This window comes from Adlercreutzia muris (assembly GCF_041223505.1).
GTDB classification, from domain to species: Bacteria; Actinomycetota; Coriobacteriia; order Coriobacteriales; family Eggerthellaceae; genus Adlercreutzia; species Adlercreutzia muris.
In genome coordinates, this window is sequence record NZ_JBCLQK010000001.1 from 302,953 (window position 1) to 317,872 (window position 14,920).

Here is a 14,920-nt window from a genome sequence, read left to right on the forward strand (position 1 = left end):
CTTGGTACCAAGTTGCAAGGAGAGTATAGCACGGAAAGCCCCTTGCCGGCTCAGTGGCAAGGGGCTTCAACGGAAGAGACGCTACGGCACTGGGGCCCTAACCAAGTTGAGAGCGATGGTAGGCGAGTAGGGCACGGGCGAGGGTGAGCACGTGAGCAAAATAGCCATCAGGATAGGCTGCTTGCACCTTTGCCTCCAGCGACTCAATCCAGCCGAGTGGGTGGTCGTCGATAAAGGCCGCCACTTCCTCATCGGAAAGCTCGCGTACCAGGGCCCCGTTGTCGGGAGCGACGTGCGCCTCTCGTGCTGCCACCTCGCTCGCAACGGCTGACATATCGCATGCCCAAGCACGGCGGCGACACATCTCCGACAGGCACAGAAGCTCGATGCCCAGATGATCCTCGTACTGGTTGGAGGGACCAGCCGCCTCGAGGCCGAGAGACCGCAGCACCTCGCGCATCTGGAAGGTTGCCTCACCGAAGCCCACCGAGGCGCCCTCGCGACGATTCATCGTCTCCCAGGGAGGCGCCGTCGGCGAAGGCGGTCCGACGAACAGCGCCGTGTACTCCACCGATACATCGGTCACGTTCTTCTCACGACCCGCACCGAGAGACCCGGCCCACAGGCCCAGAGCGTCGGCAGCCTCGGCCACACGCTCGTCGCCGAAGTCGGGAAACGCGCCCCAGAACTCCGGATCGAGCCCCACGTCGGCCGTTTGCGACATGGGCCGCAGCAGCGAGTTACCCAAAAAGGCGTAGGCATCTGCCAGCGCATGCCAGCTGGCCGCATTAAGATAGCTCACCGTTCCCCCTTTCGAAAATGCGGGGCAACCACTTCTGGAAGCCCCGCCGCACGTGTCGCCGTTATGCTGCCAGCGGATCGAAATCAAGGTCGGCAGCCGTCGCGGAGGCGCGTCCCTCGACACGCTCCGACTCCGAGACCGGCACCAGCAGCTTCGAGCCCAGCGCCATGAAGGCAAGTGCTCCCAGACACGGCATGCCCACGACGATGAGCACCTCGGGCACGGTGGGCGTATAGGCGCCGACCAAGGCCCAGCCGCCGTCGGAAAGGATGCCTGGCGCGCCCTCTACGTTCGGCACGAGGAACGACGTGAGCAGAAGCCACAGGCGCTTGCAGAGCACCCCGGCGATCACGAGCACGCTCGCCCCCACCACAAGCCCCATGCGCTCGCGGTTTTTAGCAAACACCAGCACGAGAAACGGAACGACGAGGCCGCCGACAATCTCGAACCAGAAGAACGGGGCGGTCGGACCGCTGGTCATGAGCGCCAGCGTCTCGGAACCGGCAGCTCCGGGATAGGCCATGGTGAGCACCTCGCAGAAGATGAAGAACGCATCCACCGCAATGCAGGTGGCCAGCAGACCTGCCAGCGAGGCCACAAGCTCGCGAGAGGTGTCGAACAGGCGCGCCTTCTTGAGCGCCGCCAGCACGCACAGCAGCAACGCCAGACCCGAGTCCATGGCCGAGGCCACGAAGATGGGAGCCATGATGGCCGAGTACCAGCCCTCCTTGGCCATCTGCAGGCCGAAGATCCAAGCTGTTACCGAGTGCACCAGAATAGCGCAGGGCAAAGCGAAGCGCGAGATGATGGACACCACCCGGTCGTTGCCGCGATGCATGTTCACCAGGTACAACACGTTGATCACCAGGTACAGCGTGATAACGCACACGTCCCAGATGAGCGGCGAGGTGGGATTCGGCCCCGTGAACAGGCGCCAAATGCGCTGGATGCCACCCAGGTCGATGAGAATGAACGCGCCGGCCAGGCAGATGCACACCGTCGATAAGATGATAGCCGGCATGGCCACCGCCTTGAAGCGCTTGATGTGGAAGACGCTCGCCGAGGACGCCACGATAAGGCCGCCGGCCGACAGGCCCACGAAGAACATGAACATGGTGATGTAGAGGCCCCACGACACACCGTTGGACATGCCGGTCACGGCCAGGCCGCCCATAAGCTGGAAGAGGTAGGCGCCCACGCCGGCCACCGCCAGCACCGCGAGCACGGCGGTGAGCGGTTTGTTCTTGGTCAGAAGTTCCATAATGCCACTCCCCTATTCGTAATAGAAAACTTGCGGGCGGGTACCCTGCTCCTCCAAGAGCACGCGGGCCTTGCGCTCAACGATGACCTTCGACACCTCGGAGTTCGGGTCGTCCAGGTCGCCGAAGATGCGGGCATCCAGCGGGCAGCACTGCACGCAGCGGGGCTCCTCGCCGCGGTCGGTGCGCTCCTTGCACAGGGTGCACTTTTCGGCCACGCCCTTAGAACGCACCGGTACCGCTCCGTCGCCGTAGCTGAAGTCCACATCGCGCACCGGTTCCTCCCAGTTGAAGGACCGCGCGTTGTAGGGACAGGCAGCCATGCACATGCGGCAGCCGATGCACTTGTCGTAGTCGATTTCCACGCGACCCATCTCGTCTTTGTAGGTGGCGCCGGTGGGGCAGGCGCGCAGGCAGGCGGCGTTCTCGCAGTGCTGGCACGCCAACGGCAGGTACGTTCGCGTCAGGTTCGGATAGGCGCCCACGGCCCCGTCAATCACGTCGCAGCCTTCGGTGAGCACACGGTTCCACAGCATGCCGGTGGGCACATTGTTCTGCATCTTGCAGGCATTGGCGCAGGTATGGCAGCCGACGCAACGCTCCAAGTCAATGGCGATTCCCAGTTTCGTCATGTTACTCACCCTGAACCTTTCGCACTTCCACCAGTGTGTCGTTGAAGGGGATAGGGGCACCGGTAATAAGATCGGCGTCGCGCTCGTTCACGTGATCGTTCGTCACATTCTGCGGATTGCCGGACGTGCAATCTTTCGACCAGGCCGCCTCGTAGATACGCGCCGATGTAGGACGGATGGCATTGTTGCCGTATACCGGACAGCTGAAGGTGCCGCGATCGTTGAAGACTTCCACGATATCGCCGTCTATCAGACCGCGCTCTTCCATGGCCTGCGGGTTCAACTCGATGCAACCGGTGTAGAACTGCGCGAGCCATGCCGCGCCACGAAAATGCGAGTGCACGAAGAAACGCGTGCGGGTCTGAGCAAGTTGCAGCGGGTACTTCTCCAGAAGGGGGTTACCGTCGAAGACCTCGTTGTTCTCCTCCCACTGGGGCAGGGCTTGGCCCGAATGACGCTGGGGCTCGTAGTAAATCTCCATACGGCCAGTGGGCGTGGGGAACTGAAGGTCGGCAAAACCGATGCGGGGCTCCTCGATACCGGCAAGGGGCATGGTGTTGTTGTTCTTCACCAGCGCATCGAACGTGATACCGGCCACCAGCGGATCATCGGCATTGTCGATGGAGAAGCGGGCCAGCTCCTCGGCATCGGCAGGAAGCACCGATTCCAAGCCCACGGACTGCGCGATGCGGTACATCACGTCATAGTCGGGCAGAGCCTCGAACAGAGGGTCGATGCACTTCTGGGATAGCTGGATATGGTTGTAGCCGCCGCGCACGATGCTGTGCTCCACAGTGTCCTCAAACTTGGAGCACACCGGCAGCACCACGTCGGCGAAGGCCACGGAATCCTCGTCGTACATACCCACATGCAGAATGAAGTCGAGGCTGTCGAGCCAGGTGCGCGTCTTGTTCATGTTCGCGTAGTACTGCTGCAACGTGTTTCCAAGCGAGATGATGACGTGCACGCCGGCGTCGGTGTCGGCGAAGCGGTCGGCTCGCACGGGAATCTCGGCAGGCACCATACCCTCGGGCAGCGGCCACGCAGCGAGCGCTGCGCCGTAGCCCTGACCGCCGCCGGGATGCCCCAAAGCCGCACCGGGCTTGCCGATCTGGCCCGTAAGCGCCGTGAGGATCACCATGGCATGGCCCTGGATATCGGGATTGGAGAACTTGTCGGAGCCGCCGTAGCCGAAGCATAGATAGGCAGGGCCGCCCGTAGCGTACTTCTCCGCCAGCTGCTCGATGACCTCTTGGTCAATGTCGCATTTCTCAGCGGCCCAGGCGGTCGTGTACTCCCTTTGGCTGGCCTTCAACTGCTCGAACACCGGGGCGGCCTGCGCGCCGTTCACCTCGTAGGTACCCTCCAGCGCCGGCACGGCCGCGGGGTCGTCGTAGGGAACGGGCCGGTTCGTCACGGTGTCCCAGACAAGGTAATCGGTCGGTTCCGCAGCCTCACCAGCTGCAGGGTCGGTCTCGGGCGTCTTGCCGCCACGCAACAGCTGGCCGCTGGCCACATCCACCAAAAACGGCATGGACGTATGGGCAAGCATATACTCCTCGTCGTACCACCGGTTGTCGATGATGTGCGAGATCATAGCCAGATACAGGGCACCGTCGGTACCGGGCTTCAACGGGATCCACTGATTGGCTTTCGAGGCCGTGGTGGAAAAATGCGGATCCACCACGATGATCTCCGCACCGGCGCGCTTCGCATCGAAGAAGTCGTCGGAGCGCATGAGCGAAGTCTCTAGGAAGTTGATACCGCCCAGGATGATAGTCTTCGCGTTCACCCAATCGCGCGTCTCATTGGTGCAAGAAGCGAAGCCGCCGCCTCCGATAGCTGGGTCGACGCCATTGCCGATACCGCGATCGATACCCGGCTCCACGCCCGTGCCAGCGCCCAGAATAGAAGCCAACATACCGAAGCGGGGCTCGTTGGAGGCAGAGATATACACCGACCCCTTACCGTAAGCGTCCCACGCCTTTTTCAGCTCCGAGCCAACGATTTCCATAGCCTCGTCCCAGCTGATCTTCTCGAAGTTGCCCTCGCCGCGCTCGCCAACGCGTTTCAGGGGCGCCTGCAGGCGCAACGGGCTGTACACGTGCTCGATTTCGGACAGGCCCTTCATGCAGCAGCGCTGGTACTTCGGTGCCACCGCGTCGCTCGGCTCTATCATGGCCAGATGTCCGTCCCGCACCGTGCACTTGATCGAGCAGTTGCCCTGGCACATGAACTGGTGCAGCGTGTAGACGGTCTTCTCCTCGCCGGCCGCGTTGGCCGTCGCGGGGCTGAGTACCTCGCCGCTCAAGGCGGCGCCGGCGGCGCCCGCGCAAGCCAGGCCCGCGGCCGCCGCGCCCGTCGTCTTGAGGAAGCTCCTGCGGGTGAGCGTGGAGTTTCGTGCTCCCGACATCTCTCCTCCTTTGAATTCCCTGAGGGCTGCGCCGCTCGGTATCGCAGGCGGGCTCCTTTCGCCGGCCGTCGCCCTTGTCGGCGACGCGCCCGAGCTGGCATCCGTCCTTGCGGGCACTCCGTTTCGTGTCCGCGCGATAATCCGTTCGGTGCTCGCGGCCCGCATCTCCTCGTGCGAGCGCTTCTGCCCCTCTCTAACTGGTAATCCGTAAGAATTGGCCAAATTCTTCCGGGCGCATCATAGCAAATTGTCCTATGACAATGCAAGGATTATCATAGGACAATTTTTGCAGCAGACTATCTTTCTTGAGGATATATGCAAAACCGCATTACCGTGCGATGTGGCAGCCCGATGGCCCCATCGCACTCAAGCGAAAGTCAAGACTTGAATACCAAACATTTATTCGTATTATAATATCAAGCCCAAATCATTTAACCACGCTTAACGCTATTAACGCGAGGAGTTATTATGATCAGAACGTTTGCGGACAAGAGCACAGAGCTACTCGCTCGCGGACAGCGTGTGCTCAGATAACCGACTACCACTAGGAGGCCATCATGCTCGACCTTCTCGATCCCATAACGCCTGGAGAGCTGCTCTCCGAGGAATTCCTCAAACCCCTGGGTCTGTCGCAGTACCGACTTGCTAAAGAGATCGGCGTGCCGGCGCAGCGCATCGGCCAGATCGTCCTCGGACGTCGGGCCATCACCGCCGATACCGATTTGCGCCTCTGCCGCTTCTTCGGCCTCACCGACGGTTACTGGCTTCGTGCCCAGGAAGCCTACGATCTGGAAATCGCCCGGCGCAAGCTCGAGCCCGAACTCAAGCGAATCCGTCCCTTCAACCAAGCGGCCTGCTTGTAAAAATCTAGCAAATCTAGAAATCTAGTTATCTAGTAAGTCTAGTTTTCACTCCAAAGTCTAGCGAATCTAGCAGTCGGGATAGAATCTAAGGGCGCCCTATGGGCTTTGCCTCTGGTTCGTCTTGCAAAATAAGCAATGCCTTTTCGGCATGCACCCTCTTCAACGAGCCGCCTCCGATACGCACGAAATGATCGTCGAGGCCTTGAAGCCTTGCATCGTCAACAGCTACATACTGGCCGACAGATCGAGGGTGCCCTTCGACATACTCTTTTATGGCGTCTTCTCGCTCCACTGCGTAGTCACGAGAAAGGGCACCATCGAAGTAGCTTCCCAAGCCTCGCAAATTGAGGAGGTGCTGCAGTCTATCGTCATCATCGTAAAACCGCCAACTGCTTGACACCACGATGCGAGCATTGCCCTCGCCGACGATGCGCTGCACACCCTCCACGGCCTCGTCCGTCCAATCGTACAGCGCAGCAGCGATGTCGTCGTTCCCCAATCTTAAGTAACCGTTATCACCGTATTGCTCGGCCACACGATGTCTCAGAGAGGTGAATTCTTCCGGTGACAGCGTATGGCTTTTCTCATAATCTGGCTGCATGACACCATCGAAATCGAGAAACAATACGCTATGGACGGGAAACTCCCGCACGATTTCCAGGGTGAGGTCGTCGCGTTGGCCGTGGTAGTAGCGCTCCAGCACAGCGGGGAACTCCGGAGCACCGCTGACCAATTCGAAAAGAGTCATGGACGAGCGCACTTTCAGAGCATCGATAGAGCCGAGCACGGCCGCGGGATCATCGCCCGGCAGGTCGAGAAGCGCCTGGGCCGCCTCCCGCAAGCGCGCCGACAGCACCTCATCGGCCATATAGGCCTCAGCCTCTTCCCAGCTGCCGATCCCGAAGTAGTCGGCCGCCCAGCTGAACCCCAGGCCGCGCACTTGCGGGAACACAAACCAGATCCAATGCCCCTGCTTGCAGCCGTCGCGCAATTCTGCCAGCGCCTGCTCGTAGACGCCGTCCGCCTGGGCCTCCAAAAACCGTACAGCCCCCTGATTCTCATTTTCTGCCACAACTTAACCTTTCTTCCGTGCTGACTGCCGCTTTCCCCAAAAGCGTTCAAGCCGCTCACGAAATCTAGAACCCTATCGCCTCCAACCGATCCAAGGCGGGGACGGCGTGACGGGCGCCAGCCTCGGGATAAAGCTCACTGGCAATCGTGATGCCGAGCCGGACATCTTCCACCGCCTTCTCGAGCGCCTCGCCTACGACGCGAGCAGGCAGACCCCACGAGCAGGCTTCGGCCTCGACATTCTCTCGCCCGATCCGATCGATGCGAATGCGGCCATCGATGCGCAGGCCCATGAACAGCATATGCGGTGTGATCTCAAGAGCCGGCACAACATCGTAGAGCGGCGCAAGGCGAACGGTATCGCCCTCGTGGAGCAGTGCGTAATTCTTGGCGTGGGTATCGGTGTTCCCCAAAACGGCGTTCACGAAGAGATGCCGCAGGAGCCGCTTTCGCTCTTCCAGCGAGTCAACCGCATAACGGGATAGCAATTCGGCAATGCCCCGGTAGGTCGGATCGCTTTTGGTCGGCGACGCCGTGGCAGCATACTTGCGTCCCGGTTCCACACCGAGAGCCTGCGCGCAATCTTCTTGGTGCAGCCGCACGAGTCCCCTTTTGGTTTCAACTCGGTCGAAACGCTCCACAATCAGCGTGGACGGCGCATCGGGCACATCAAGTATGGCCGAACCGGCTGTTTCCGTCACATGCCGCGCGACTTCCATTCCCCATGCTTCCGCTTCAACCAATCCCGCAAGTCGACCCCGGGGTTGCGGCTTCAAGATATGGGTCGAAGGAGCCCCATCCAGAGGGAGCGCCACCGAACTCAGGATCCGATGGCCTGGTTCGGCCACAGCCCAGTCCTCCGATCTCGCAATCACGCACAACTTCTCTTGAAAGCCGCCAAGCGACACACGCAGAGAACTTGCATCGTCATAGGGATGCGACGGGAGCGCCATCAAACGGGCTGCCAGCTCCTCGGGAGCCAGCCTCTTTTCGCTCGACAGCTCTTGACTGGCACGCACCAATGACCAATCTTCCGAGGGCATCACCTCAACGGCACCGGCACACTCCCAGCCAATCTGGGCGAGCAATCCGAAATAGTCGCCCTCGGCGACACCGTAGAATCGCTGCAACTCATTGAGCCTCGCATCCTCGGGCAGCAGCCCCGAGAACCAGGAGAACGTCCGCAAAGCGTCGAAAGGCTCCTCTTGCACGCAGAGTGCCGTTGAGAGCAGGGGCGAAGAGGGGTGCTCCAAGACCGCCTCTTCCGAAAACGCGAAGCGGGCACCGTTTTTCGTGCGGACCAATTCGCCGACTTTCTCGCCAGCGAGGCGCACTTCAAGGGGTTCAGAATTCATGCCCGACTCCCCTCTTCGTGCGAACGCGAAAACGCCGCTGCAGGAGCGGCGCCCTCACGCACTTCCGCCTGCGCGCCCTTAGGAAGAACCACGAGCTTCAGCCCCAAATCGCTCACAGCGCGCATGAGTGTCTGGGAATTGACGCTTTTCCCGTTCTCGAGGGCCGAAAGCGTGGCATGGGAGGCGCCGATGATCTCCGCAAACTCATCTTGGGTGTACCCCTTTTCTTTGCGTACCCGCCGGAGAAACGACCCCAGCTGATCGAGGCCGTACACATTGGTCCATTTCATCGTACATCTCCCGTCTAATATCAAACTTTCTTGATATTAGCTAATATTTGAGAAATGTCAAATATTCTTGATGAATGAAGAAGCGAGACTATTGTCAAATATTCTTGACACTTACCCCTTGATCAGGTCGTCCACACCCTCGTTGAAGCCCTCGGCGAAGGCGCTGGGAATGACAACGGTGCCCTTGCCCTCGCGCAGCGACTCGTTCAGCAGGTGCATGGTGCGCAGACGCGCCACGGCCTCGGGGCCGCCCACCAAGTCCTCCATCTCGGCCAGGGTCTCGAAGACGTCCTGCTCCGCCTCCATGAGGATGATGCGGGCCTTCTTGCGCTGCTCGGCCTGGGCCTCCAGGCTCATGGCCTCTTGCAGCTCGCGAGGCAGCAAAATGTCGCGCACCTCCACCGACAGCACGGTCACGCCCCAGGGCGCCGTCTTCTCCTCCAGCACGCGCTTGAGCTCGCGGTCCAGCTGCTCGCGGCGGATGGCCACCTCGGCGGCGCCGGCACGGCCGATGGCGTCGCGCAGGGCCGTTTGGGCCGCCATCTCCACAGCCCGGGTGAAATCGCCCACTTCCAGGCAGGCCGCCTTCGCGTCCCACACGTGCCAGAACAGCACGGCGTCCACATCCAGGGGCACCAGATCGGCCGTGAGGGTCTCCTCGGCGTAGAAGGTGGTCACCCGCGTGCGCGTGTCCACCCGCAGGGTGTTCGCCTCCACGACGGGCCACGTCCAGAACAGCCCCGGGCCCGACACGCGGTCGAAACGGCCCAGGCGCAGCACTACCACCCGCTCCCACTGCTGGACGACATGGCACGATGACAGGGCGATAAGCCCCACGATCGCCGCCCCGACGATACCCGGCAGGGTCACCGCGCCAACTATCAGCCAGGCCGCGGCGAGCGCGGCGGCGAAGGCACCGGCGCACAGCACCGCCGAGAACACGAGCACCCCGGTGCTCGACGCCCGCTCTCCCGCTACTTCGGTGGTCGTGTCGGGCGCTACGCGGAACCGGCGCTCTTTCTTCTCGCGGGCCATGCTCACGCCTCCTTCGCCGTACGTGCGGCGGACTTCTCGAAATCGATGATGCGAGCCGCCACCTCGCCCCGCTCCCGGGCTTCCTCGTGCTTCAGGCGCTTGATCTTGCGACTCATGGCATGCTCGATGTCGTCGTAGTCCATGCCCATCTCACGGCACGAGGCGATACACTCGTCGAGTACCGCCTCCACTTCGGCGCGGCCCTCGCCGCCCTCTTGCGCCGCCATGTCGGTCACGAACACACCGCGGCCGCGGGTCGATTCCAGATACCCGTCAGACACCAGGCTCAGATAAGCCTTGTTCACCGTGTTGTAGTTGATGGAGATCTCCGAGGCCAAGCCGCGCACCGTGGGCAGCTTGTCGCCCGGCTTGAAGTAGCCGTCGTTGATGAGATAGGCGATGCGATTGCGCAGCTGCACCCACAGGGGCACATCGCTCGCTTCATCGATTTCAAAGGGAAACATCTCCAGCCTTCCTTCCCATTACAAGACGTATGCCACCGATGATACCATCGGCTGCACCGCCGCCATCACCACCAGCCAGCGCAGGGTGGCACCGCCCACCAGCACGCAGGCGGCAGAAACCAGCACGACCGCCGACCCAGATCGCCGCGGCGAGCCGCGTCGGCGCCCCTGCGCAAGCAGCGCGCCCTCAAGCCCGAACGGAACCGCCAGCCCCACCGCGCCGAGAACGCCCCAGAACATCGGCGCCCAGGAGCCCTCCACGAGAGCCGCCACCGATGCGAGGGCGGCGGCATCGGTCGGGGTGGCTGGCGCGGCCTGGGCGAGCGTGCCCCCGGCCCCCAGCCACGTGCAGCCGAGCCAGCCGGCAAGAGCGATCGCCTCCAGCCCGATCAGCCCCATATCCACCGCGCCCAGAGCCTGCAGCACACGCCCGAACGGGGCATCGGCACCCGTAAGCACCATCACGGCCGCTGTCAGCGCCGTGCCGCAGGACAGGGCCGACAGCAGAAATACCGCCGGCAGCCACGGCCCGAACCACAGCGGCACGGACGCAAGACCCGCCAACAGCAGGCCCGTATAGACCGCGGCCACGCAGGCGGCGACCAGCGATGCCCCGTTCAGCGCCATGAGCAGCCGGTACGACCCAGGCATCGCGCCTTGCCACACCAGCAGCGTCGCGATTCCCAAGGCCGCGCAAGCCGCCAGGGCCCAAAACCCCACAACCAGGTAATTCGTCGGCGCGGACACTGCCAGCACAAGCACCCGGTCGATGCGTCCCACATCAGCGGACAAGCACACGACGCCCAGGACAAGGACGATCAAAGCGGTCGCCCATAGGGACACGAAGAGCCGCCGATAGCCCCCCGATCGGCCGTTGCCGCCGTCGCGGAAACGCGCCGCTAAGCCCTGACGGACATCGGCACCATCGGCCAGCAGCCCGAGCACCGCCGCCACCGCACACGCGCCGGCCCCGGTGCCGCCGAGGAAGAGATAGGCCACGATCAGTTCGCCGAACACCGTCTCCCCCCCTCCTGGCAACGTCGCACCGAACTCGATGCGGCACCGCTATCTCACGGGAAGAAGATTATCATAAGACAATTCTCCTGCGACCCTCATGCAAGATAGTTCGCGGTTTCCGCCAAAATATGGGAGTTATTAGGGTGCAAAGGACCCCGTTCGCCAGCGACCACCCCGCTCTGACCATCTTTGCCAGGAACTTCCGCGCAAAAGCAAGGGGTCGAAGCAATGCTTCGGCCCCTTGAGGGCACCAGGTACCCTAATAACTCCCATATTTTGGCGAAAAAAGCCCCATCCCTTGCACGGAGGAGGCGCGGCGGCGCCGGCTACAGCAGCACCTTCACGCCGAAGTAGGCCAGCACCACAATACCCACGATGATGCGGTAGACGCCGAAGGCGGTGAAGTCGTTCTTCTTGATGTAACCCATGAGGAACTTGATGGAGATGACCGACACCACGAATGCCGTCACAATGCCCACGACGAGCACGGCTATCTCGGTGGCGGTCATGGCCAAGCCCACGGCCAGGATGTACTTGATGAGCTTCAGCACGCCCCAGCCGAACATGACGGGAATGGCCAAGAAGAACGTGAACTCGGCCGCCGCCGTGCGCGAGCAGCCGCAGAGCATGCCGCCGATGATGGTGGAGCCCGAGCGGCTCGTGCCCGGGATGATGGCGAGCATCTGGAAACAGCCGATTTTAAGCGCCGTCTTCCAGTCGATCTCGTCCACGGTGCGCACGCGGAACAGGGCGGCCTCGGCATCGTCGCCGTCATCGCCCGGACCCACGGGCAGCGGCCGCGCATGGGCGCCCCGAGAAGCGCGCGGGCCACGGGACGCCAGCCACGCCGCCTCGCGCTTGCGGTTGCGCCGCTCCAGCAGGATGAACACCACGCCGTACACGATAAGCGCCACCGCCACCGTCCAGGCGTTGTAGAAGTACTCGTTGAAAAAATCGTCCAGGGTCAGGCCGATGGCCGCCGCCGGAATGCACCCGATGGCCACCATGCCCCACAGCCGCCACGTGCCGCGCTTCTCGGGCGCCGTCTTGCGAGGCGAGAAGGGGTTCAGCTTGTGGAAGTACAAAATGAGCACGGCCATGATGGCGCCGAGCTGGATGACTACCAAGAACAGCTCGAGGAACTCAGGCGACACGTTCAGCTTCACGAACTCATCCACGAGGATCATGTGGCCGGTAGAGGAGATAGGCAGCCACTCGGTAATGCCCTCCACCACGCCGATGAAGAACGCTTTCAGAATCTCGATGAACATATCCATGGCAGAACTCGCCCCTTACTCTATCGGAAATACCGCGGGACTGCGCGGCGATATTCATGCCCGCGAGTCTGGCGAGCCAGCGCGGAACGACGCAAAATCCTACCATGGGCACAGCGAGCCGCTTCCACTTCCCAAGAAAGTCCACGTTTGGGCCGGCTCGACAATGGGCGAAACCAAGCTGGTTTTTAACGAAATTCGTCCATATTGGTAATCAATCTATCATATTCCGCATAGAATGACACGCCAATCAGCACCCTATGCTACGATCGGAAACCCACGCGAGGTCCTCAGAACCGCCTCTCTGTCAGTGTCGGACGTCCGTTCGCACTGCAAGCCCCACGGCCCTCCCAAGCGGCAACGCCTATCCTCACCTGGGGCCCTATTCACTGAAGAGCACTGGCCCTTCCCGTTCTTAAGGAGCAACCATGGAGACACCCGTCCCGTGGGGCCGACCCACTGCCGCCCACTCCCTCCTCGTTCCCCCGCAAGACCCCTGCTGTGTCGGCGGAGATGACGGCCAACGCCGCGCTCGCAGATCAAGCGCGGTCCGCAGCGACCGCATCATCGCAGCGGCCCTCGGCTGCATCGCCCTGGGATGCCTGCTCGCTGGAGCAGCCGGCTGCCTCGCCCTCGGGGCCCCGGCCCCGCAGGGGCTGCGGCAATCCGCCGTCGTCATCGGGGCCGCGGCCATGGCCCTCGGGCTTGTGGGCGTCGGGGCGCTCCTCGCCCGTCGCGGGCGCGCCCTCCGCCTCGCCGAGAGTCGGCGCGAGGCCGAAGCGGAGCGTCTGCGGCGCAAGCTGGACGCCTTCGGCCTCACGCCCCGGGAGGTGACGGTCGCCCAGCTCATTCTGGAGCACCGCTGCTATCAGAACATCGCCGACCAGCTGGGACTCTCGCCGCGCACCGTGCAGTTCCATGCCTCGAACATCTTCCGCAAGGCATCCGTCGAGCGCCGCCGCGCCTTCGAGCACCTCCTCCTGACCGCCGAGGGCGAATCGGCCGCCCCCTCCACCGGCCCCTACGAGATCATTCCCCGCCTGCGCCCATGACCGCCGCCCCGTTCCCCCCCTGCGGACAACCAGAGTCATCGCGCAATCGCAGCCCCGCAAGGTCCTTGCCGCCGCGCAGTCGCGATGCCGCCCAGGCGACGCCCCCAACCGCCCCCGACCGCCGCGCACCGCCCGCGCGTGCTGCTTCGCGCTGATGGCGAGCGGTGCGGAACTGCGCGACAGCGCGGGCGCGGTATCATGGCGCCGTCCAACGCCCGACCGCGATCTTCCAGGAAGTACCGCCGTGACCCTTTCGCGCCCATGACCGCCACCGCCCACACCTCCCCGCGTCCCGCGGCCGCCCACGAGATGCACGGCCGCGGCCTCGACCACCCGAGCGACACCTGGGTGCACAACATGGAGGCCACCTCGGCCCTGCTCATCGCCTTCGGCAGCCTGCTTGCCTTCGCCACGGCCGTCGGCCCCCTGCCCGCGGCCGGCATCGTGCTTTGGGCCCAGGACTGCCTGTTCCCACTGCAATTCCCCGTGTTCTACTTCGCGAGCGGCTACCTCTATCAGCGCTATCGCTCCGTGCGCACGAAGCGGGCCTGGGCGGCGAACATGAAGCGCGAGGCCATCGTGCTGCTCGTGCCCTTCCTCACCTTCGCCGTGCTCACCTTGGCCGTCAACGCCGTCACGGGCGGCGGGCGACCCCCCGGGCCGCTCATGGTCCTCGACATGCTGCTCCTGAACCCCGTGGAGCCGCTCGGGTACTTCCCCGTCTGCCTCATCCTGTTCGCCATCACGCCCACCGCGGCCAGCCGTCGCAACGCCTCGCGGTTGCTGATGGCGGCCCTGGGCTGCAAGATCGCCATCGTCGTGCTGCTTTCCCTGCCCGCCACCGCCCCCACCGCCGAGCGGCTGCCCTGGATCGTGCAGGCCGTGGCCGAGAACTGGATCTGGTTCGCCGGTGGCATGGGCGTATCCCTGTTCCGCGTGCTGCCGCTTCTGCGCACCCCCGAGAAAGCCTGGGCCCTCGGGGCCCTCTGGGTGGCCACGAGCGTTATCACCTTCGGCGCGGGCTGGCTCGGCGAGGCCTCCTACGGCTTGCTGGACGCCATCGGCGTGGTCTGGTTCGCCTCGCTGTTCTCGGCGGCGTTCCGCTCCGGCGCCCAAGATGCCCTCTACGGCTTCGCCTCCCGCTACACCATGGCCCTGTGGCCCTTGGCGCCCCTCGGCCTCAAGCTGACCATCGTCGGCCTCACGGCCCTGGGGATCACAGCATCGGGCGCGCCCTGGCTCTGCTTCGCCGCGGGGCTCGTGGCCTGCTTCGGGTTGCCGGTGCTGGTCATGGCCCTGCTGGAGCACGTCGGGAAGCTCGGGTTCCTCATCTATCCGGCCCGCTACCTGCCGCCGGCCCCGACCCTCATCGAGCGGAAGGGCGTGAGCTGAG

General features: G+C 63.3%; 15 protein-coding genes. 4 read left to right on the forward strand and 11 right to left on the reverse strand.

The genetic code is table 11. From position 1 onward, the window contains the following. Positions 1-97 precede the first annotated feature (97 nt). From AAK988_RS01170 to AAK988_RS01185, 4 genes are all read right to left on the reverse strand, one after another. Entirely contained in the window at positions 98-802 is a 705-nt protein-coding gene (locus AAK988_RS01170) for a TorD/DmsD family molecular chaperone (protein ID WP_369873165.1), read from the reverse strand. Positions 803-863: 61 nt separating this feature from the next. Beyond that, positions 864-2,063 (reverse strand): NrfD/PsrC family molybdoenzyme membrane anchor subunit, encoded by a 1,200-nt coding sequence (gene nrfD, locus AAK988_RS01175; protein ID WP_369873164.1) that lies wholly within the window; start codon positions 2,061-2,063, stop codon positions 864-866. 12 nt (positions 2,064-2,075) lie between these two features. Beyond that, positions 2,076-2,693 (reverse strand): 4Fe-4S dicluster domain-containing protein, encoded by a 618-nt coding sequence (locus AAK988_RS01180; RefSeq protein WP_369873163.1) that lies wholly within the window; start codon positions 2,691-2,693, stop codon positions 2,076-2,078. A gap of 1 nt (position 2,694) precedes the next feature. Next, complete coding sequence (locus tag AAK988_RS01185; RefSeq protein ID WP_369873162.1) at positions 2,695-5,106, reverse strand: molybdopterin-dependent oxidoreductase; 2,412 nt, start codon at positions 5,104-5,106, stop codon at positions 2,695-2,697. Positions 5,107-5,663: 557 nt separating this feature from the next. On the opposite strand from AAK988_RS01185, the gene AAK988_RS01190 reads away from it, so the two are divergent. Next, positions 5,664-5,969 carry a HigA family addiction module antitoxin gene (locus AAK988_RS01190; RefSeq protein WP_369873161.1) on the forward strand — a complete coding sequence of 102 codons (306 nt, stop codon included), beginning with the start codon at positions 5,664-5,666 and terminating at the stop codon, positions 5,967-5,969. A gap of 85 nt (positions 5,970-6,054) precedes the next feature. On the opposite strand, the gene AAK988_RS01195 is transcribed toward AAK988_RS01190, so the two are convergent. The 7 genes from AAK988_RS01195 to AAK988_RS01225 all read right to left on the reverse strand — a co-directional run bounded on the left by AAK988_RS01195 (position 6,055) and on the right by AAK988_RS01225 (position 12,472). Then, positions 6,055-7,041, reverse strand: coding sequence for a DUF1810 family protein (locus AAK988_RS01195; protein WP_369873160.1), 987 nt, complete (start codon positions 7,039-7,041; stop codon positions 6,055-6,057). Positions 7,042-7,105: 64 nt separating this feature from the next. Then, complete coding sequence (locus tag AAK988_RS01200) at positions 7,106-8,395, reverse strand: HipA domain-containing protein (RefSeq protein WP_369873159.1); 1,290 nt, start codon at positions 8,393-8,395, stop codon at positions 7,106-7,108. Then, entirely contained in the window at positions 8,392-8,685 is a 294-nt protein-coding gene (locus tag AAK988_RS01205) for a helix-turn-helix domain-containing protein (RefSeq protein WP_160324464.1), read from the reverse strand. The genes AAK988_RS01200 and AAK988_RS01205 overlap by 4 nt, the downstream gene beginning before the upstream one ends. Positions 8,686-8,796: 111 nt before the next feature. Further along, entirely contained in the window at positions 8,797-9,720 is a 924-nt protein-coding gene (locus AAK988_RS01210; protein WP_369873158.1) for a slipin family protein, read from the reverse strand. Positions 9,721-9,722: 2 nt separating this feature from the next. Then, positions 9,723-10,184, reverse strand: a complete 462-nt coding sequence (locus AAK988_RS01215; RefSeq protein WP_151432138.1) for a GntR family transcriptional regulator — start codon at positions 10,182-10,184, stop codon at positions 9,723-9,725. Between the two features lie 18 nt (positions 10,185-10,202). Further along, positions 10,203-11,201: an NrfD/PsrC family molybdoenzyme membrane anchor subunit gene (nrfD, locus tag AAK988_RS01220; RefSeq protein ID WP_369873157.1), complete on the reverse strand. Its 999-nt coding sequence runs from the start codon at positions 11,199-11,201 to the stop codon at positions 10,203-10,205. A 326-nt stretch (positions 11,202-11,527) separates the two neighbouring features. Then, positions 11,528-12,472, reverse strand: coding sequence for an undecaprenyl-diphosphate phosphatase (locus AAK988_RS01225; protein ID WP_084811620.1), 945 nt, complete (start codon positions 12,470-12,472; stop codon positions 11,528-11,530). Positions 12,473-12,476: 4 nt separating this feature from the next. Here AAK988_RS01225 and AAK988_RS01230 point away from each other — a divergent pair, with 4 nt between their 5' ends. From AAK988_RS01230 to AAK988_RS01240, 3 genes are all read left to right on the forward strand, one after another. Continuing rightward, positions 12,477-12,689, forward strand: a complete 213-nt coding sequence (locus AAK988_RS01230; RefSeq protein ID WP_135971049.1) for a hypothetical protein — start codon at positions 12,477-12,479, stop codon at positions 12,687-12,689. A 214-nt stretch (positions 12,690-12,903) separates the two neighbouring features. Beyond that, positions 12,904-13,527: a LuxR C-terminal-related transcriptional regulator gene (locus AAK988_RS01235; protein WP_369873156.1), complete on the forward strand. Its 624-nt coding sequence runs from the start codon at positions 12,904-12,906 to the stop codon at positions 13,525-13,527. Between the two features lie 261 nt (positions 13,528-13,788). After that, entirely contained in the window at positions 13,789-14,919 is a 1,131-nt protein-coding gene (locus AAK988_RS01240) for an acyltransferase family protein (RefSeq protein WP_369873155.1), read from the forward strand. Position 14,920 lies beyond the last annotated feature (1 nt).

What these genes read in the sequence shown, in the direction of transcription:
- AAK988_RS01235 (WP_369873156.1), top strand. Translation starts at nt 12,904, where the DNA reads ATGGAGACACCCGTCCCGTGGGGCCGACCCACTGCCGCCCACTCCCTC.
- AAK988_RS01205 (WP_160324464.1), bottom strand. Translation starts at nt 8,685, where the DNA reads ATGAAATGGACCAATGTGTACGGCCTCGATCAGCTGGGGTCGTTTCTC.
- AAK988_RS01225 (WP_084811620.1), bottom strand. Translation starts at nt 12,472, where the DNA reads ATGTTCATCGAGATTCTGAAAGCGTTCTTCATCGGCGTGGTGGAGGGC.
- AAK988_RS01210 (WP_369873158.1), bottom strand. Translation starts at nt 9,720, where the DNA reads ATGGCCCGCGAGAAGAAAGAGCGCCGGTTCCGCGTAGCGCCCGACACG.
- AAK988_RS01185 (WP_369873162.1), bottom strand. Translation starts at nt 5,106, where the DNA reads ATGTCGGGAGCACGAAACTCCACGCTCACCCGCAGGAGCTTCCTCAAG.
- AAK988_RS01215 (WP_151432138.1), bottom strand. Translation starts at nt 10,184, where the DNA reads ATGTTTCCCTTTGAAATCGATGAAGCGAGCGATGTGCCCCTGTGGGTG.
- AAK988_RS01200 (WP_369873159.1), bottom strand. Translation starts at nt 8,395, where the DNA reads ATGAATTCTGAACCCCTTGAAGTGCGCCTCGCTGGCGAGAAAGTCGGC.
- AAK988_RS01190 (WP_369873161.1), top strand. Translation starts at nt 5,664, where the DNA reads ATGCTCGACCTTCTCGATCCCATAACGCCTGGAGAGCTGCTCTCCGAG.
- AAK988_RS01180 (WP_369873163.1), bottom strand. Translation starts at nt 2,693, where the DNA reads ATGACGAAACTGGGAATCGCCATTGACTTGGAGCGTTGCGTCGGCTGC.
- nrfD (WP_369873164.1), bottom strand. Translation starts at nt 2,063, where the DNA reads ATGGAACTTCTGACCAAGAACAAACCGCTCACCGCCGTGCTCGCGGTG.
- AAK988_RS01240 (WP_369873155.1), top strand. Translation starts at nt 13,789, where the DNA reads ATGACCGCCACCGCCCACACCTCCCCGCGTCCCGCGGCCGCCCACGAG.
- AAK988_RS01230 (WP_135971049.1), top strand. Translation starts at nt 12,477, where the DNA reads ATGGCAGAACTCGCCCCTTACTCTATCGGAAATACCGCGGGACTGCGC.